This is a genomic window from Rhizobium sp. PK7-22 (genome assembly GCF_056530405.1).
Genome location: NZ_CP096514.1, coordinates 3,245,340 through 3,262,268, shown reverse-complemented (window position 1 = coordinate 3,262,268; position 16,929 = coordinate 3,245,340). Strand labels below are relative to the sequence as shown.

Annotated in this window: 13 protein-coding genes; 11 read left to right on the top strand and 2 right to left on the bottom strand. The window is 62.1% G+C overall.

The genetic code is table 11. The features are described 5' to 3' along the window. Nucleotide 1: 1 nt before the first annotated feature. From livM to M1E10_RS20720, 6 genes are all read left to right on the top strand, one after another. Entirely contained in the window at nucleotides 2-1,384 is a 1,383-nt protein-coding gene (gene livM / locus M1E10_RS20745; protein ID WP_499174684.1) for an ABC transporter permease family protein, read from the top strand. Continuing rightward, on the top strand, nucleotides 1,384-2,247 hold the full coding sequence (locus M1E10_RS20740; protein WP_499174683.1) for an ABC transporter ATP-binding protein: 864 nt from the start codon (nucleotides 1,384-1,386) through the stop codon (nucleotides 2,245-2,247). The genes livM and M1E10_RS20740 overlap by 1 nt, the downstream gene beginning before the upstream one ends. Next, nucleotides 2,247-2,975: an ABC transporter ATP-binding protein gene (locus tag M1E10_RS20735; protein ID WP_499174682.1), complete on the top strand. Its 729-nt coding sequence runs from the start codon at nucleotides 2,247-2,249 to the stop codon at nucleotides 2,973-2,975. Before M1E10_RS20740 ends, M1E10_RS20735 begins: the two co-directional genes overlap by 1 nt. Nucleotides 2,976-2,999: 24 nt before the next feature. Continuing rightward, nucleotides 3,000-3,353, top strand: coding sequence for a DUF6867 family protein (locus M1E10_RS20730; protein WP_499174681.1), 354 nt, complete (start codon nucleotides 3,000-3,002; stop codon nucleotides 3,351-3,353). 138 nt (nucleotides 3,354-3,491) lie between these two features. Beyond that, the gene (locus M1E10_RS20725; RefSeq protein ID WP_499174680.1) at nucleotides 3,492-4,604 is read left to right on the top strand and encodes a branched-chain amino acid ABC transporter substrate-binding protein; all 1,113 of its coding nucleotides are present in this window, start codon (nucleotides 3,492-3,494) and stop codon (nucleotides 4,602-4,604) included. A 189-nt stretch (nucleotides 4,605-4,793) separates the two neighbouring features. Next, nucleotides 4,794-6,080 (top strand): MFS transporter, encoded by a 1,287-nt coding sequence (locus M1E10_RS20720; RefSeq protein WP_499174679.1) that lies wholly within the window; start codon nucleotides 4,794-4,796, stop codon nucleotides 6,078-6,080. Nucleotides 6,081-6,200: 120 nt separating this feature from the next. On the opposite strand, the gene M1E10_RS20715 is transcribed toward M1E10_RS20720, so the two are convergent. Beyond that, nucleotides 6,201-7,124 carry a response regulator gene (locus tag M1E10_RS20715; RefSeq protein WP_499174678.1) on the bottom strand — a complete coding sequence of 308 codons (924 nt, stop codon included), beginning with the start codon at nucleotides 7,122-7,124 and terminating at the stop codon, nucleotides 6,201-6,203. Then, on the bottom strand, nucleotides 7,117-10,494 hold the full coding sequence (locus tag M1E10_RS20710; protein WP_499174677.1) for a hybrid sensor histidine kinase/response regulator: 3,378 nt from the start codon (nucleotides 10,492-10,494) through the stop codon (nucleotides 7,117-7,119). The genes M1E10_RS20715 and M1E10_RS20710 overlap by 8 nt, the downstream gene beginning before the upstream one ends. 297 nt (nucleotides 10,495-10,791) lie before the next feature. Here M1E10_RS20710 and urtA point away from each other — a divergent pair, with 297 nt between their 5' ends. The 5 genes from urtA (at nucleotide 10,792) to urtE (ending at nucleotide 16,732) form a co-directional block, all read left to right on the top strand. Continuing rightward, the gene (gene urtA, locus M1E10_RS20705) at nucleotides 10,792-12,081 is read left to right on the top strand and encodes an ABC transporter substrate-binding protein (protein WP_499174676.1); all 1,290 of its coding nucleotides are present in this window, start codon (nucleotides 10,792-10,794) and stop codon (nucleotides 12,079-12,081) included. Between the two features lie 242 nt (nucleotides 12,082-12,323). Then, the gene (gene urtB / locus M1E10_RS20700; RefSeq protein WP_499174675.1) at nucleotides 12,324-13,931 is read left to right on the top strand and encodes an ABC transporter permease; all 1,608 of its coding nucleotides are present in this window, start codon (nucleotides 12,324-12,326) and stop codon (nucleotides 13,929-13,931) included. Further along, entirely contained in the window at nucleotides 13,928-15,088 is a 1,161-nt protein-coding gene (gene urtC, locus M1E10_RS20695; RefSeq protein ID WP_499174674.1) for an urea ABC transporter permease subunit UrtC, read from the top strand. Before urtB ends, urtC begins: the two co-directional genes overlap by 4 nt. Nucleotides 15,089-15,093: 5 nt before the next feature. Beyond that, a complete protein-coding gene (gene urtD, locus M1E10_RS20690) occupies nucleotides 15,094-15,855 on the top strand; it encodes an ABC transporter ATP-binding protein (protein WP_499174673.1) in 762 nt (253 codons plus the stop codon). A 181-nt stretch (nucleotides 15,856-16,036) separates the two neighbouring features. Beyond that, complete coding sequence (urtE, locus tag M1E10_RS20685; protein WP_499174672.1) at nucleotides 16,037-16,732, top strand: ABC transporter ATP-binding protein; 696 nt, start codon at nucleotides 16,037-16,039, stop codon at nucleotides 16,730-16,732. The last annotated feature ends 197 nt before the right edge of the window (nucleotides 16,733-16,929 follow it).

Genomic DNA, 16,929 nt, shown 5'->3' with positions numbered 1-16,929 from the left:
CATGGCGCAGTCTCCGGAACACAACGGCCTGATGGCTCAGGCTGCCAAGGAGGCCCTGGTCGCGGCCGCCGTCTCCTTCGGTCTCTTCATTCTTTACGTCGGCATCGAGACCTACCAGGACATCAACAATGCCCTGGTCTGGCGCACGCGCTGGGGGCTCCTGGCCGTCTTCGTCGTGATCGCGGCAGTCAGCCGGTTCCTGGTCGTCGGCTTCATCAAGCCGCATCTGGACAAGCGCAAACGGGACAAGGCCAAGGCCGGCATCCCCGAGGTCTCCGACGGAAAGACCTTCTTCCAGCGGAATTTCCTGAAGATCGCGCTGATCGGGCTGCTGATCTATCCGCCGCTGTCGGTCATGCTGGCGGGAACGCAAGGGTCGCTGAAATACGTCGACAACTTCGGCATCCAGATCCTGATCTACGTCATGCTCGCCTGGGGGCTGAACATCGTCGTCGGTCTCGCCGGCCTCCTCGACCTCGGCTATGTCGCCTTCTACGCGGTCGGCGCCTATTCCTATGCGCTGCTGTCCCAGCAGTTCGGCCTGTCCTTCTGGGTCCTGCTGCCGCTGTCGGGTATTCTGGCCGCCTTCTGGGGTGTCATCCTCGGCTTTCCGGTGCTGCGCCTGCGGGGCGATTATCTGGCAATCGTTACCCTGGCGTTCGGCGAGATCATCCGTCTCGTGCTGATCAACTGGACCGCCGTGACGAAGGGTACCTTCGGCGTCTCCGGAATTCCCAAGGCATCCTTCTTCGGCATCTGGTCCTTCGACGTCGGCGCCGCCAACAATTTCACCAAGGCGTGGGGGCTCTCGATGTCCTCCGCCTACTACAAGATCTTCCTGTTCTACCTGATCCTGGCGCTCTGCATGCTGACGGCCTATGTGACGATCAAGCTTCGCCGCATGCCGATCGGTCGCGCCTGGGAAGCCTTGCGCGAAGACGAAATTGCCTGCCGCTCGCTTGGCATCAATACGGTCACCACCAAACTGACGGCTTTTGCCATCGGCGCGATGATTGGTGGCTTTGCCGGCGCATTCTTCGCCACCCGGCAGGGTTTTGTCTCTCCGGAGAGCTTCGTGTTCCTGGAATCGGCCGTCATCCTGGCGATCGTCGTCCTCGGCGGGATGGGCTCGCTGACCGGTATCGCGATCGCCGCCATCGTCATGGTCGGCGGTACGGAACTGTTGCGCGAGATGGAGTTCCTGAAGCATGTCTTCGGGCCCGACTTCACGCCTGAACTCTACCGCATGCTGCTGTTCGGTCTGGCGATGATCGTTGTCATGGTCTTCAAGCCGCGCGGCTTCGTCGGCTCGCGTGAGCCGACGGCCTTCCTCAAAGAGCGCAAGGCGGTTTCCGGCAGCTTTACCAAGGAGGGCCACGGCTGATGACCCTCGGAACGAATACGATGAACAACGACACCATCCTGAAGGTCGAGCACCTGTCGATGCGCTTCGGTGGCCTGATGGCCATCGACGACTTCTCCTTCGACGCCCGGCGCGGCAACATCACCGCGCTGATCGGCCCCAACGGTGCCGGCAAGACGACAGTCTTCAACTGCATCACCGGCTTCTATAAGCCGACGATGGGGATGATCACGCTGACGCAGCGGGATGGCGACCACTACCTGCTGGAACGGCTGCGCGACTTCGAGATCACCAAGATCGCCAAGGTCTCGCGGACCTTCCAGAACATCCGGCTGTTTTCGGGTCTGACGGTGCTGGAGAACCTTCTGGTCGCCCAGCACAACGCGCTGATGAAGGCCTCCGGATACACGGTCCTCGGTCTCCTCGGCCTGCCCGCCTACACGAAGGCATCGGCGGCCGCGATCGACAAGGCGAAGTACTGGCTGGACAAGGCCAATCTGACAGAGCGAGCCGACGATCCGGCGGGCGACCTCCCGTATGGTGGGCAGCGCCGTCTCGAGATCGCTCGCGCGATGTGCACGGGGCCGGAGCTTCTGTGCCTCGACGAGCCGGCGGCCGGTCTCAATCCGCGCGAATCGGCGGCGCTCAACACGCTTCTGCACTCCATCCGCGACGATGGCGCCTCGATCCTCTTGATCGAGCACGACATGTCGGTGGTGATGGAGATCTCCGACCATGTCGTGGTGCTGGAATACGGCCAGAAGATTTCCGACGGCACACCGGACCACGTAAAGAACGACCCGAAGGTGATCGCTGCCTATCTCGGCGTCGAGGATGACGAAGTTGAACACATCGAGGAACAACTCGACGAGGGGACGATCTGATGTCCGATGAACCCCTCCTGAAAGTGGAAGGCGTCCAAACCTTCTACGGTAATATCCGGGCGCTCGACGGTGTCGATGTGCATGTCAATCGCGGCGAGATCGTCAGCCTGATCGGTGCCAATGGTGCAGGCAAGTCGACGCTGATGATGACGATCTGCGGCAGTCCGCAGGCGCGCCACGGCTCGATCATCTTCGACGGCGAGGACATCACCCAGCAGCCGACGCACCTGATTGCGCGGCGCCGGATCGCCCAGTCGCCGGAAGGTCGCCGCATCTTCCCGCGCATGACAGTCTTCGAGAACCTGCAGATGGGTGCCGGCCTCGACAAGATGAAGCACTTCGACGAGGACGTGGAAAAGATCTTCACGCTCTTCCCGCGCCTGAAGGAACGCCAAAGCCAGCGCGGCGGCACGCTGTCGGGAGGCGAACAGCAGATGCTGTCGATCGGGCGTGCGCTGATGTCGCGACCGAAGCTCCTGCTGCTGGACGAGCCGTCGCTCGGCCTCGCGCCGCTGATCGTCAAGGGGATCTTCGAGGCGATCAAGAAGCTCAACGAGGAGGAAGGCCTGACCGTCTTCCTCGTGGAGCAGAACGCGTTTGCCGCACTGCGCCTGTCGCACCGCGCCTATGTGATGGTCAACGGCAAGGTGACGATGACGGGATCGGGCAGGGAGCTTCTGACCAATCCGGAGGTGCGCGCCGCCTACCTCGAAGGGGGCCGGCATTGAGCCGCGCGTCAGGGAGAGATTGAGATGCAGGGTTTATTCTTCGAAACCGACACCGGCGTCCGATATGTGCTGCGCGTCCTCGTGCTGCTGATCGGCTTCTGGACCGCATGGCGCACTGGCAAGGCCGTCGCAGAAGGCTGGCAGGGCTATGTCACCGTCGTGATCTATACGGCGCTTCTGGCCTTCGTGATGCGCTTTCTGCACTTTTCGCTTTTCGAGGGGCCGTTCGTCAGCCCCTTCTACTACGTCATCGACTTCCTGCTTCTGCTGGTGCTGTCCACCGTCGGATTCCAAATGCGCCGGACACGGCAGATGGTCGACAACTACTACTGGCTCTACGATCAAACCTCCGCTTTCTCATGGAAGAAGAAAGATTGACAGTCGCGAAAATCTGGCCTCAGATTGGGCAAAGGTTCAACGGGACGAAACCTTGGAGTGGAACAGTTTCCGACGCGATAACAGTGGGTATCGCGCCCGGATTGAAATCAACCCGCTTATAAAACTGGGAGTTAAATAATGAAGAAGTCTCTTCTTTCCGCCGTCGCACTGACTGCCGTCGTCGCCTTCGGCGGCAGCGCCTGGGCAGAAGTGCTGGTTGGCGTAGCAGGCCCGCTGACGGGTCCGAACGCTGCCTTCGGTGCGCAGCTCCAGAAGGGTGCCGAGCAGGCAGCTGCCGACATCAATGCCGCTGGTGGCCTCAACGGCGAGCAGATCCGTATCGTGCTCGGCGACGACGTGTCCGACCCCAAGCAGGGCATCTCGGTCGCCAACAAGTTTGTTTCTGACGGCGTCAAGTTCGTCATTGGCCACTTCAACTCCGGCGTTTCCATTCCGGCGTCCGAAGTCTACGCTGAAAACGGCATCCTGCAGATCACGCCAGCCTCGACCAACCCGGTCTTCACCGAGCGTGGCCTCTGGAACACCTTCCGCACCTGCGGCCGCGACGACGAACAGGGCGGCATTGCCGGCGCCTATCTCGCCGAGAACTTCAAGGACGCGAAGATCGCCGTCATCGACGACAAGACCCCGTATGGCCAGGGCCTCGCCGAAGAAACCAAGAAGGCGATGAATGCTGCCGGCGTCACGGAAGTGATCCGCGAAGGCGTCAACACCGGCGACAAGGACTTCTCCGCCCTCATCGCCAAGATGAAGGAAGCCGGCGTCTCGATCATCTACTGGGGCGGTCTTCACACGGAAGCGGGCCTGATCATCCGCCAGGCTGCCGACCAGGGTCTCGACGCCACGCTCGTTTCGGGTGACGGTATCGTGTCCAACGAACTGGCGTCGATTGCCGGCGACGCCGTCGAAGGCACGCTCAACACCTTCGGCCCGGATCCGCGCCTTGCGCCGCAGAACAAGGAGCTCGTCGAGAAGTTCCGCGCAGCCGGTTTCGAGCCGGAAGCCTACACGCTCTACTCCTACGCTGCCATGCAGGTGCTCGATGGCGCCACCAAGGCCGCCGGCTCCAACGAACCGGAAGCCGTTGCGGAAGCGATGAAGGCCAACACCTTCCCGACCGCGCTCGGCGACATGGGCTTCAACGAAAAGGGCGACCCGAAGCTGCCGGGCTACGTCATGTACGAGTGGAAGAAGGGTGCCGACGGCAACTTCACCTACGTCCAGATGTAAGACTAAGGTTTGCCGCGAGGCATTCTGATCTGAGAAAAGCCCGGCTTCGGCCGGGCTTTTTGTTCTGCATGCCTACATTCAACTCGATGCCGCGATCCGGCATCGCTTCAGTTGGCGCAGAAGCGCAGGGATCGGTCCTTATCCACCTTTGGCATTGTGCAAGGTGGCGGAAACGTCGATGTTACCACCATGGCAACAGACACCGAGTTTTCATTCGTAGCGCTCACCCGTTCGGCGCGACGGCACATTCGGGTGTTTCAGATACACCAGTTTCTGGACCGTCTTGCGATGGGTCTGACGATTGCCGTTGTCGCTCTGGCGTTAACCGACCGCGGCATGGACCTCTTTCAGATATCGCTTCTCTTCGGAGTTTATTCGCTCACGACGATCGCGATGGAGCTGCCCTTCGGTGGTTTGGCAGACAGTATTGGACGCAAGCCGGTTTTTCTGACGGCAGTCGTCGCCAGCTTGATTTCGCTCGCCCTCTTTATCTCGACCAGCGATTTCCATGTTCTGGCAGTGTCGTTTGCGTTCATCGGTTTCGGACGTGCGCTTCGGTCGGGGACGCTTGATGCGTGGTTTGTCGAAACCTTCAAGGCCGCCGCGCCAAATGTGGATATCCAGCCCGCGCTGGCCAAAGCGCAATGGGCCAATGCCGTCGGGTTGGCCATTGGCGCGGTCCTCGGTGGCCTTCTGCCCGATGTTTTTGGCTCGGTCGCGAAAAGCATCGGTTTCAGCATCTATGATGTGTCCTATGCAGCAAGCTTTGGTGTGATGCTGGGCGTGTTTGCTTTTACGGTACTGGCCATTGTCGAAAAACCACGTTCTATGGACCCCGGTGCACTCAGGCGGGGGGTCGCAAACGTTCCCTCGGTGATCAAAGACGCGAGCGTCCTTGCTCTGAAACATCCTGCACTATCGGTTCTACTGGCAACGCTGGCGTTCTTCCTGATGGCAACCAATCCCGTCGAGGTGATCTGGCCGACCCACGCAAAGCCGATGTTGGACGCGGGCTATGCAAACACAGTCATTGGCGTCGTGACCGCGACCTATTTCTTCTCCATCGCTTTTGGCGCATCTCTGTCTCCGTACATCAGCCGGATCTTCAAGCGGCAGCATGCGAAAACGCTTGCAGCGACGTTTGCATGCCTGGCAGGCGTTCAGATCGCATTGGCGGTACAGGGCAATATCCTGGGCTTTGTGGCCGTTTTTGTCCTGTATTCTGTGCTCCTTGGCGTCAGCGAGACACCTGCCAGCAGCATTTTGCATCGGTGTGTAGAAGACCGTCAGCGGTCGACCATGCTGTCTTTGAGATCGCTTATACAGCAGTTGGGGGCCGCATTGGGTCTGGTGTTGGCAGGAGCCGTCGCCGAGATCTACTCGACACCCATCGCATGGATTGTCGGTGCCGTGTTTCTATTCATTGCCGCGATACTGTCCTTGTTCTTGCTCAAACGACTGGCCGTAAAAGCCTAAAGCTGACGTTCGTGCACCGCGCAGCATCAGCAATCTAGGCTCTTTCAGCCGTTATCTACGCGCCGTTCAAAAGGCCGCTTGGAGTGTGATCGCTCCAACGGAGGCCTGAACCGGTCATGGTCACGCCAGATAAATCACCTGCGCCGCCTTTACCGCAGCGGAGGCACGGTTCTCGACGCCGAGTTTGACGTAGATCTGCTCCAGATGCTTGTTCACCGTGCGGGCGGAAAGGCCGAGGATATCGCCGATGTCGCGGTTCGACTTGCCCTTGGCGATCCATTCCAGAACCTCCGATTCCCGCAGCGTCAGGGAAAAATGCTGGCGCAGCACCTCGGCGCCGGCGCGCTGGCTGGAGCCGGTCAGCCGGAACAGGAACTCGTCGGCGCCGATGGCGCCGAGGAAGGTGAAGTGCAGGCCGGCATCGCCCTTGAGGGTGAGGGAGAAGCTGCCGTCGCGCGAGGCGCCGGCCTGCTCGCGGGCGCCAAGCCAGGAGGCGATGTGGTGCGCGACCGCTTCCAGCCCGTCGTCGCTGCCGGTTGCGGCGTTCACCAGGCGCGTCGCCTGCGGGGTGGACCAATGGATGCTGCCGTCGCCCTTGACCGCCAGCAGGTGACGGCCAGCTGCGTCGAGCGCCACGCGGGCGCTCTGGGCGGAGCGGGCATTGGCGAGGTGAACGCGAATGCGGGCCCGCAACTCGTCGATGTTGATGGGCTTGGTGAGGTAGTCCACACCGCCGCAGTTCAGAGCGTTGACCACATGCTCGGTCTCGGTCAGGCCGGTCATGAAGATCACCGGGACCTGCGACACGGCCGGATTGGCCTTCAGCCGCCGGCATGTGGCGAAACCGTCCATGGCGGGCATGACCGCGTCGAGCAGGATGAGATCCGGGGTGATGCGCTCGACGATGTTGAGCGCTGCCTGTCCGGAGGTGGCGATCAGCACGGAAAAGCCGGACTGCTCCAGCGCCTCAGTCAGGAAACCGAGGGCTTCGGGACTGTCGTCGACCAGAAGGACGATGTCGCGGGGCTGGGCTGCATCAGCCATCGGTTGCGTGTTCTCCACTGAATCGTTTGAGGAATGTCCTGTAGCCGTCGAAGTCAAAGGCCTGCACGTAGAGCCCCAGTTCGGCGACGAAGGGGCGGTAGACCTCCGCTTGCGCCAGATCGGCGAGCTTGCTTTCGATCCCCCGGACGTAGCCGATCTCGCCCAGTCGCAACAGGTCCTGCAGATGACTTTCGCCGGGGCTGACGATCTTTGCCGGTTTCGGGACCGCAATCGCCTGCAGTTCGTCCTCGTAGACCCAGGTGAGGCCCAGATGCGCCGCCAGCCGGTCGCTCAGCTTGCGCATGTCCACCGGCTTGCCGATCGCGTCATTATGGCCCTCCGTCTTGGCCGCGGTGCCGTCGCCGATGTTGGCCGAAAGCATAACGATCGGCGCCGTCTGGCCGCCTTCGCGCAATCGCGTCACCAGGTCCCAGCCGCTCATCCCGGGCATGGAGATATCGACCAGGAAGAGATCGGGCTTCACGCCTTCGATCAGCGTCAGGCAGTCCGGGCCGCTCGCGGCGGTCAGCACCACGAAATCCATCGGCCCCAGCGCTTCCTGCATCAGGTCGCGATGGTCCTCGTTGTCGTCGACCACCATGATCGTGCGGCGCGGGCCGCTGTAGGAGACGATGCGCCGTTCGGGGGCAGGGGCCGTGCTCGGCCGATCAACCGCGGACAGCATCAGCCGGACCCGGAAGGTCGAGCCCTCGTCCTTGACGCTTTCCACCGAGATGTCGCCGCCGAGCGTATTGGTCAAAAGCCGGGTGATCGTCAGCCCGAGGCCAAGACCGGGCATCGGCTTGATGGTCTCCGCCTCGCCGCGCTGGAAGGGTTCATAGATCCGCCCGAGATCCTTTTTCGCAATGCCACGGCCGGTGTCGCTGACCGTGAAGGTGGCCACCTGGCTGCGATAGGTGACATCAAAGCGGACCGTACCGGCATCGGTGAACTTGATGGCGTTGGAGAGCAGGTTGACGAGGATCTGGCGCAGGCGCTTCTCGTCCGTGCGGACATATTGTGGCAGGGCGCGGGTCCGGTCATGTTCGAACACGAGCCCCTTGGCCTGGGCCTGGAGACCGAACATCTCGACGATCTGGTCGAGAAAATCCTGGATGTTGATCTCGTTGGAATAGACCTGCAGGCGCCCGGCCTCGATCTTGGAAATGTCGAGGAGCCCGTCGATCAGCCCTGCCAGATGGTCGGCCGAACGCTTGATGACCTTGATCGCTGCCTGGCGCGGGACCGGAATGGTCTCATCGCGCTCGAGGATCTGTGCGTAGCCCATCACGGCGTTCAACGGCGTGCGCAGTTCATGCGACAGGCCGACGACGTAGCGGCTCTTGGCGCGGTTTGCCGCCTCGGCGGTCTCTTTCGCCTGCTGCAGGGCAGCGTCGGTCTTCTTGTGCGCGGCGATCTCTCGCAAGAGCAGGGTGTTCTGGCGCGAGGATTCCTCCTCCGCCACCACCCGGCTGTCATGGGCCAGCACATAGAACCAGGAGACGATGCCGGCGATGACGGCGAAAACGAAGAAGACGATGAAGATGGTGCTGTAGATCACCTCGGCATTGGCGGGCGCGGCCAGCCCCGCCTGATAGCCGATCATGACGAGAATCGCGCCGATGACGGAGATCGACAGGACGGCAGCGATCGCATAGCGGCCGAGTCTTGTCGTGAGCCTGGTCACCATTGTGGGTGGCAGCACCGCGCGGGCGACGGTGCCCAGCTGTGCATGCAGCCGGGCCTTCGGCTTGCACATGTCGTGGCAGCGGCTGTCGAGCGAGCAGCAGAGCGAGCAGATCGGCGCGGCATAGGCGGGGCACCAGGCCATGTCCTCCGGCTCGAAGGGATGCTCGCAGATCGAGCAGGTGATCGAGGTGAGGTTCTTCCAGCTGTGGCGCGGCTTGCGGGCCAGGTAGAACTTGCCCTTCGTCGCAAAGGCGATGGCTGGCGACAGCAGAAAGGCGCTCAGCGTCAGATAGGTTGATAGGGAGGCCATCACCGGGCCGAAGAGGCCGAAATGGGCCGCCAGAGCGATAGCAGTCGATCCACCCATGGCGCCCAGTCCGACCGGATTGACGTCATAGAGATGGGCCCGCTTGAACTCGATCCCCGGCGGCGAGAGGCCGAGCGGCTTGTTGATGAAGAGGTCGGCGGAGATCGCGCAGAGCCAGGCCATGGCGATGATCGAGAAGATGCCGAGCGTCTCTTCCAGAAGCCCGTAGATGCCGAGCTCCATCAGCAAAAGGGCGATGGCGACGTTGAAGATCAGCCAGACCACGCGCCCCGGATGGCTGTGGGTGAGCCGCGAGAAGAAGTTCGACCAGGCGAGCGACCCCGCATAGGCGTTCATCACGTTGATCTTCAGCTGCGAGACGACGACGAAGGCGGCCATCAGGAGCAGTGCTGCGGTCTCGTTCGGGATCATGTAGCCGAAGGCGGCAAGATACATATGGGCCGGATCGGCCGCTTCGTCGGCGGGAAAGCCGGTCGAGAGCGTCAGCACTGCGAGGAAGGAGCCGGCCAGCAGCTTCGGCACGCCGACGACGACCCAGCCGGGACCGGCGAGGAAGACGGCCAGCCGATGGCGCCACTTGCGCTGGCCTTCGGCCGGCAGGAAGCGCAGAAAGTCCACCTGCTCGCCGATCTGCGGCATCAGCGCCAGGATCACCGCCGAGGCGGCACCAAATTCCAGGAGGTTGAAGGGTGCAACGCCGGAGACCTCCGCGTTGGAATGGTCGATGCCGGCAAACGCCCGCCAGAGGTCGATCTTTTCCCAGTCGAGGAAGGCGATGAAGATGAAGGGCAGGATGTTGAGGACGATCCAGAAGGGCTGCGTCACCAGCTGGAAGCGGGAGATCAGCCGCACGCCGTAGATCACCAGCGGGATGACGACGACGGCGCTGATGATGTAGCCGATCCAGGGCGGGATGCCGAAGGCAAGCTCCAGCGCGCCGGTCATGATCGAGGCCTCGATCGCAAACAGCATGAAGGTGAAGCTCGCATAGATCAGCGAGGTGATCGTTGAGCCGATGTAGCCGAAGCTGGCGCCGCGGGTCAGCAGGTCGATGTCGACGCCATGGCGGATCGCATAGCGGCTGATCGGAAGGCCGACGACCAGCATGACGACGGCGGCGACAATGATGGCGTAGAAGGCATTGGTGGTGCCGTAGGACAGGGTGATCGCGCCGCCGATGGCTTCGAGCGCCAGGAAGGAGATCGCGCCGATGGCCGTCTGCGAAATCCGGCTCGACGAAAAGCGCCGCGCGCTCTTTGCGGTGAAGCGCAGCGCGTAGTCTTCAAGCGTCTGGTCGGCGACCCAGCGGTTGTACTCCCGACGGACCGGTATGATGCGTTGCCGTGCGGCCATGCCTAATATCTAGCGCCCATGATGATGTGACTGATGATTGGGCACCTTCCTGTGTGCCATGCGCTTTTGCAAGCCCTACGGAAGAAGGATCATGCGCAATACCAGGCGTTTCCCGCCGCTGCCGCCATTGGCAGGACATGCCGACCTTTGGTGCCCATGGGCATTTGTTCCCTCTTCTCCCCCCGCGGTACGTCAAACGACGTATACGGTTTTGCGGTGCAGCACCCGATAGTCCTGTTCAGCAACGGTTAAGGTTTTCACTTCCGGCTGCCAACGAACAAGAAGAGGGGTTCGATCATGAAGATTTCCGCAAGACTTGGCGGGGCAATGCTTGCTGCCGCGCTGTCCACGACTGCATTCCATGGTGCGTTTGCGCAGGAAGACACGATCAAGATCGGCGTCCTGCATTCGCTGTCTGGTACCATGGCCATTTCCGAGACGACGCTCAAGGACGCCATGCTGATGCTGGTGGAGGAGCAGAACAAGAAGGGTGGCGTGCTTGGCAAGCAGATCGAGGCGGTTGTCGTCGATCCAGCGTCCGACTGGCCGTTGTTTGCTGAAAAGGCTCGTCAGCTGATCAGCCAGGACAAGGTTGCCGCCGTGTTCGGCTGCTGGACGTCCTCGTCGCGCAAGTCCGTCCTGCCAGTGTTCGAGGAGCTGAACTCGATCCTGTTCTACCCTGTCCAGTACGAGGGTGAAGAGTCCTCGCGCAACATCTTCTACACGGGCGCGGCGCCGAACCAGCAGGCCATTCCGGCGGTCGACTATCTCGCCGAAACGGAAGGCGTCGAGCGCTGGGTCCTCGCCGGCACCGACTACGTCTATCCGCAGACGACGAACAAGATCCTCAAGGCCTACCTGATGTCGAAGGGCGTGGCCGAGGAAGACATCATGATCAACTACACGCCGTTCGGTCATTCCGACTGGCAGACGATCGTGACGGACATCAAGAACTTCGGTTCCGCCGGCAAGAAGACCGCCGTCGTCTCCACCATCAACGGCGACGCCAATGTTCCCTTCTACAAGGAGCTCGGCAACCAGGGCATCAAGGCGGAAGACATTCCGGTCGTTGCCTTCTCGGTCGGCGAAGAAGAGCTCGCCGGTCTCGACACCACGCCGCTCGTCGGCCATCTGGCCGCATGGAACTACTTCCAGTCCGTCGATGCCGAGGTGAATGCGGAGTTCATCGAGACCTGGCATGCCTTCACCAAGGACGACAAGCGCGTCACCAACGACCCGATGGAAGCCGCCTATATCGGCTTCAATGCCTGGGTGAAGGCCGTCGAGGCCGCCGGCACCACCGACACCGACGCGGTTCTCGACGCCATCATCGGCGTCGCCGTGCCGAACCTCTCGGGTGGATATGCCACAGTCATGCCGAACCACCACATCACCAAGCCGGTGCTGATCGGCGAGATCCAGGCGGATGGCCAGTTCGAGATCGTCCAGCAAACGGCCTCCGTCGTCGGTGACGAATGGTCCGATTACCTGCCGGACTCGAAGGACCTGATCTCCGATTGGCGCAAGCCGATGGAGTGCGGCAACTTCAACGTCGCCACCGGCAAGTGCGGCGGCAAGGGCAGCTGATCAAGGGCGTTTTCGTTGGTGGGGGCAATCCCCTCACCAACAAAATCTAAGACTTAGCTTCGCTAAGATCTTGATTTTGTAACCTCTCCCGCAAGGGGAGAGGTGGGACGCCGAGTTCGCCTCGCCACTCCTCTCCCCTTGAGGGAGAGGAAGCGATTTCAGCATCTTGGGCGAAAGCCCAAGTGCTAGAAATCGCAGGTGAGGGGATCGAACCGCGAACTGTGCGAACGAGGGGCGGTATGATGACGACACGGTTGTTTATCCAGGTGATATTTTTAATCCTTTCTCTCGCCGCGCCATCGCTGGCGCAGACCGACAGCAAGGCGCTCCTCGATGCGCTCGCCGACGCCAACTTCAAGCAGGCGGAAGAGATCGTCGGGCAGCTGGCGGCGTCGGCCGATCCGCGCGTGGTGCCGGCGCTCGAGGCCTTCGCGGAAGGGGATCTCTATGCCCGCAAATCCGACGATGCCGTGTTCATCACCCGGGCAGCCGGCTCCAAGTTCGCTCTGATTGATCCGCTAACCGGCGAAAGTGCCGGCGAGGTCGCCAAGGGCGCCGTGAGCAAGATCCGGGTCAACAACAACCTGCGGCGCGTGATCCGTTCCGCTCTTGGCGGGCTGACGCTGCTCAGCCCCGATCGCAATGTACGCCTGCAGGCGGCAAGCGCCGTGCTCGCCTCTCCGAGCGCCGAAAACCTCGATCTCGTCGAGGCGGCGCTGGCACGCGAGACCGACCCCGAGGTCAAGGCCCGCATGGTCGAGGCGCGTGCCGTGTCACTGCTGCCCTCCGACCGACCGCCCGAGGCCAAACGCGAAGCGATCGAAACGATCGCCAGCCTCGGCGGACGCAATGCGATCGGCATCCTGATGTCGTCCGCCGGCACGCTCGATCCGTCCCTCAAGGAGGATCTCAACGCGGCGATTGCACGGCTTGAAAGCAAGCTTGCCTTCTGGGACATGGCCCAGAACATCTGGTACGGCCTGTCGCTCGGCTCCGTCCTGCTGCTCGCCGCCATCGGGCTCGCCATCACCTTCGGCGTTATGGGCATCATCAACATGGCGCATGGCGAGATGGTGATGCTGGGGGCCTATTCCACCTTCGTCGTGCAGGACCTCATCCGTTCCCACGCGCCGCAGCTCTTCGACTGGTCGCTGCCGATCGCCCTGCCGGTCGCCTTCCTGGTGACCGCGCTGGTCGGTCTCACCATCGAGCGTGGCGTCATCCGCTTCCTCTACGGCCGACCGCTCGAAACGCTGCTGGCCACCTGGGGCATCTCGCTGATCCTGCAGCAGGCGATCCGCTCGATCTTCGGCCCGACCAACCAGGAGGTCGGCAATCCGTCGTGGATGTCCGGCTCGTTTCCGCTCGGCGGCATGACCGTCACCTGGAACCGGTTGTGGATCATCGTGTTTTCGCTGACGATCTTCTTTGCGCTGCTGGCGCTGATGAAGCGCTCGGCCTTCGGCCTGCAGATGCGCGCCGTCACCCAGAACCGGCGTATGGCCGCCTCGATGGGCATTCGCACGCCCTGGGTCGATGCCTTCACCTTCGCGCTCGGATCGGGCATCGCCGGGATCGCCGGTGTCGCGCTGTCCCAGATCGACAATGTCTCGCCGAACCTCGGGCAAAGCTACATCATCGACAGCTTCATGGTCGTCGTCTTCGGCGGCGTCGGCAATCTCTGGGGCACGCTAGTCGGAGCCATGACGCTCGGCGTGCTCAACAAGTTCCTCGAGCCGTCCGTCGGCGCGGTGCTCGGCAAGATCCTCGTGCTGGTGCTGATCATCCTGTTCATCCAGAAGCGGCCGCGCGGTCTCTTTGCACTCAAGGGAAGGGCGGTCGAGGCATGATCACCGGGTTCCTCTTTCGCGCCCTCGACGGCAAGATCATCGTTGCCATCGGCATGCTGCTCGCCGCCGGCATTCTGGTGCCGGCCCTCAACCTGCTGGTGCCGCCCGACAGCGCCTTCCATATTCCGACCTATGCCATGTCGTTGATGGGCAAATACCTCTGCTACGCCCTGCTTGCGCTGGCGCTCGATCTCGTCTGGGGCTACTGCGGCATCCTCTCGCTCGGCCACGGCGCCTTCTTCGCGCTCGGCGGCTATGCCATGGGCATGTATCTGATGCGCCAGATCGGCTCGCGCGGCGTCTACGGCAATCCGGAGCTTCCCGACTTCATGGTCTTCCTGAACTGGGACGAGCTGCCGTGGTTCTGGTACGGCTTCGACATCTTCCCCTTCGCCATGCTGATGGTGCTTTTCGTGCCGGGGCTGCTCGCCTTCCTGTTCGGCTGGTTCGCGTTTCGCTCCAGGGTGAACGGCGTCTATCTGTCGATCATCACGCAGGCTATGACCTATGCGCTGATGCTCGCCTTCTTCCGCAACGACATGGGGTTCGGCGGCAACAACGGCCTGACGGACTACAAGGAAATCCTCGGCTTCAGCGTCCAGGCGCAGGGAACGCGGGCAGTCCTGTTTGCCCTGTCGGCCGTCATGCTGTCGCTCTGCCTGCTGATCGCCTCAGGCATCGTCCGCTCGAAGTTCGGCAAGGTGCTTGTCGGCGTGCGTGACGCCGAGAGCCGCGTCCGCTTCCTCGGGTTCCGGGTGGAGAACATCAAGCTCTTCACCTTCGTCGTCTCGGCGATGATGGCGGGGATCGCCGGGGCGCTCTTCGTGCCGCAGGTCGGCATCATCAACCCGGGCGAATTTGCGCCGGCCAACTCCATCGAGGTGGTCGTCTGGACCGCGGTCGGCGGGCGCGGCACGCTGATCGGGCCGATCATCGGCGCCATCCTCGTCAATGCCGGCAAGAGCTTCTTCACCGGTGCCTTCCCGGAATTCTGGCTCTATGCGCTGGGCGGGCTGTTCATTGCCGTGACGCTCTTCCTGCCAAAGGGCATCGTCGGCACCATCCAGCACGGCTGGACCGGGCGCAAGGCGATGAAGGCGGCTGCCGAAACGGAAAAGGGCAGGGACAATACCGTTCTGCCGCAGGCTGCGGAGTAGAGACGATGGCGACAATTGCAGAAACCAGATCGAAAAGCCTGCTCTATCTCGACGGCGTCTCCGTCTCCTTCGACGGCTTCAAGGCGCTGAACTCGCTTTCCTTCGTGGTGGAGCCCGGCGAACTGCGGGCGATCATCGGCCCGAATGGGGCGGGCAAGACGACGATGATGGACATCATCACCGGCAAGACCCGACCCGACAGCGGCACGGTGCTGTTCGAGGATTCCATCGACCTCACCAAGAAGGATGAGGCGGACATCGCGCAGCTCGGCATCGGCCGCAAGTTCCAGAAGCCGACGGTGTTCGAGAGCCATACGGTCTGGGACAACCTGGAGCTGGCGCTCAACCGCTCGCGCGGCGTCTTCGCCACGCTGTTCTACCGATTGTCGGGCGAGGACCGCGACCGCATCGAGGAGATCCTCTCCACCATCCGGCTGACCCACCGCAAGACGGAACTTGCCGCCAACCTGTCGCACGGCCAGAAGCAGTGGCTGGAGATCGGCATGCTGCTCGCACAGGAGCCGAAGCTGCTGCTCGTCGACGAGCCGGTGGCCGGGATGACGGATGCGGAGACGGCGGAGACTGCCATCCTGCTGCGCGACATCGCAAAAACCCGCTCCGTCGTCGTCGTCGAACACGACATGGGCTTCATCCGCGATCTCGGGGTCAAGGTGACATGCCTGGCGGAAGGATCGGTGCTCGCCGAAGGGTCGATCGATTTCGTGTCCAACGATCCGAAGGTGATCGAGAATTATCTGGGGCGGTGATGATGAACGTTTCTGTTTGGCGCAAGACGCCCCCCTCTGCCCTGCCGGCCATCTCCCCCACGAGGGGGGAGATCGGCTGTGGTGCGGTCGGCGCTCTCCAATCTCCCCCCTCGTGGGGGAGATGTCACGCAGTGACAGAGGGAGGAGTGCTTGCGCCGAGCAAACATTTGGGAGTTCTGCCATGCTGACCGTCGACAACATCAACCTTCACTACGGCGCGGCCCAGGCCTTGCGCGGCGTGTCGCTGACGGCGGAGATGGGCAAGATCACCTGCGTGCTCGGCCGCAATGGCGTCGGCAAGAGCTCGCTCCTGCGCGCCGTCACCGGGCAGCATCCGGTGAGCGGCGGGACGATCTCCTTCGGTGACGCCTCGCTCGACGGCATGGCACCATATGCAAGGGCGAAGAAAGGCATCGGCTACGTACCGCAGGGCCGCGAAATCTTTCCCCTTCTCACGGTGCAGGAAAACCTCGAAAGCGGATATGCGCCGCTTGACCGCAAGGACCGCTTCATCCCGGACGAGATCTTCAGCCTGTTTCCGGTGCTCGGCAGCATGCTGTCTCGGCGTGGGGGCGATCTTTCAGGCGGGCAGCAGCAGCAGCTGGCGATCGGCCGGGCGATGGTGATGCGACCAAGGATCCTCGTGCTCGACGAGCCCACGGAGGGTATCCAGCCTTCGATCATCAAGGATATCGGTCGGGCCATCCGCTACCTGCGCGATTCGACCGGCATGGCGATCCTGCTGGTCGAGCAATACCTCGACTTCTGCCGCGAGCTGGCAGATCGGGTCTATATTATGGATCGTGGCGAGATTGTGCACGAAGGACTTGCGGAAACGCTAGATACGGCAGAAGCAAGGCGTCACCTTACTGTTTAGGGGTCAATAATCGCATAGCTTCTATACGTTTGAATCGTTTTAAGCTTTGCCGGCTTATGCTATCACCGCTGCGGTTTCAGAGCATGACGCAGACCGTGACACTCTCCTGCACCCCACCTTTTGAGGCGCTAGATGGCATTTGCCCGCATTGCTGGTTTTCATCCCCTGAGAGCTCTTACTCGAATGATCGGAGTAGG

Coding starts and splice junctions, on each gene's coding strand:
- livM (WP_499174684.1), top strand. CDS start 2: ATGGCGCAGTCTCCGGAACACAACGGCCTGATGGCTCAGGCTGCCAAG.
- M1E10_RS20740 (WP_499174683.1), top strand. CDS start 1,384: ATGACCCTCGGAACGAATACGATGAACAACGACACCATCCTGAAGGTC.
- M1E10_RS20735 (WP_499174682.1), top strand. CDS start 2,247: ATGTCCGATGAACCCCTCCTGAAAGTGGAAGGCGTCCAAACCTTCTAC.
- M1E10_RS20730 (WP_499174681.1), top strand. CDS start 3,000: ATGCAGGGTTTATTCTTCGAAACCGACACCGGCGTCCGATATGTGCTG.
- M1E10_RS20725 (WP_499174680.1), top strand. CDS start 3,492: ATGAAGAAGTCTCTTCTTTCCGCCGTCGCACTGACTGCCGTCGTCGCC.
- M1E10_RS20720 (WP_499174679.1), top strand. CDS start 4,794: ATGGCAACAGACACCGAGTTTTCATTCGTAGCGCTCACCCGTTCGGCG.
- M1E10_RS20715 (WP_499174678.1), bottom strand. CDS start 7,124: ATGGCTGATGCAGCCCAGCCCCGCGACATCGTCCTTCTGGTCGACGAC.
- M1E10_RS20710 (WP_499174677.1), bottom strand. CDS start 10,494: ATGGCCGCACGGCAACGCATCATACCGGTCCGTCGGGAGTACAACCGC.
- urtA (WP_499174676.1), top strand. CDS start 10,792: ATGAAGATTTCCGCAAGACTTGGCGGGGCAATGCTTGCTGCCGCGCTG.
- urtB (WP_499174675.1), top strand. CDS start 12,324: ATGACGACACGGTTGTTTATCCAGGTGATATTTTTAATCCTTTCTCTC.
- urtC (WP_499174674.1), top strand. CDS start 13,928: ATGATCACCGGGTTCCTCTTTCGCGCCCTCGACGGCAAGATCATCGTT.
- urtD (WP_499174673.1), top strand. CDS start 15,094: ATGGCGACAATTGCAGAAACCAGATCGAAAAGCCTGCTCTATCTCGAC.
- urtE (WP_499174672.1), top strand. CDS start 16,037: ATGCTGACCGTCGACAACATCAACCTTCACTACGGCGCGGCCCAGGCC.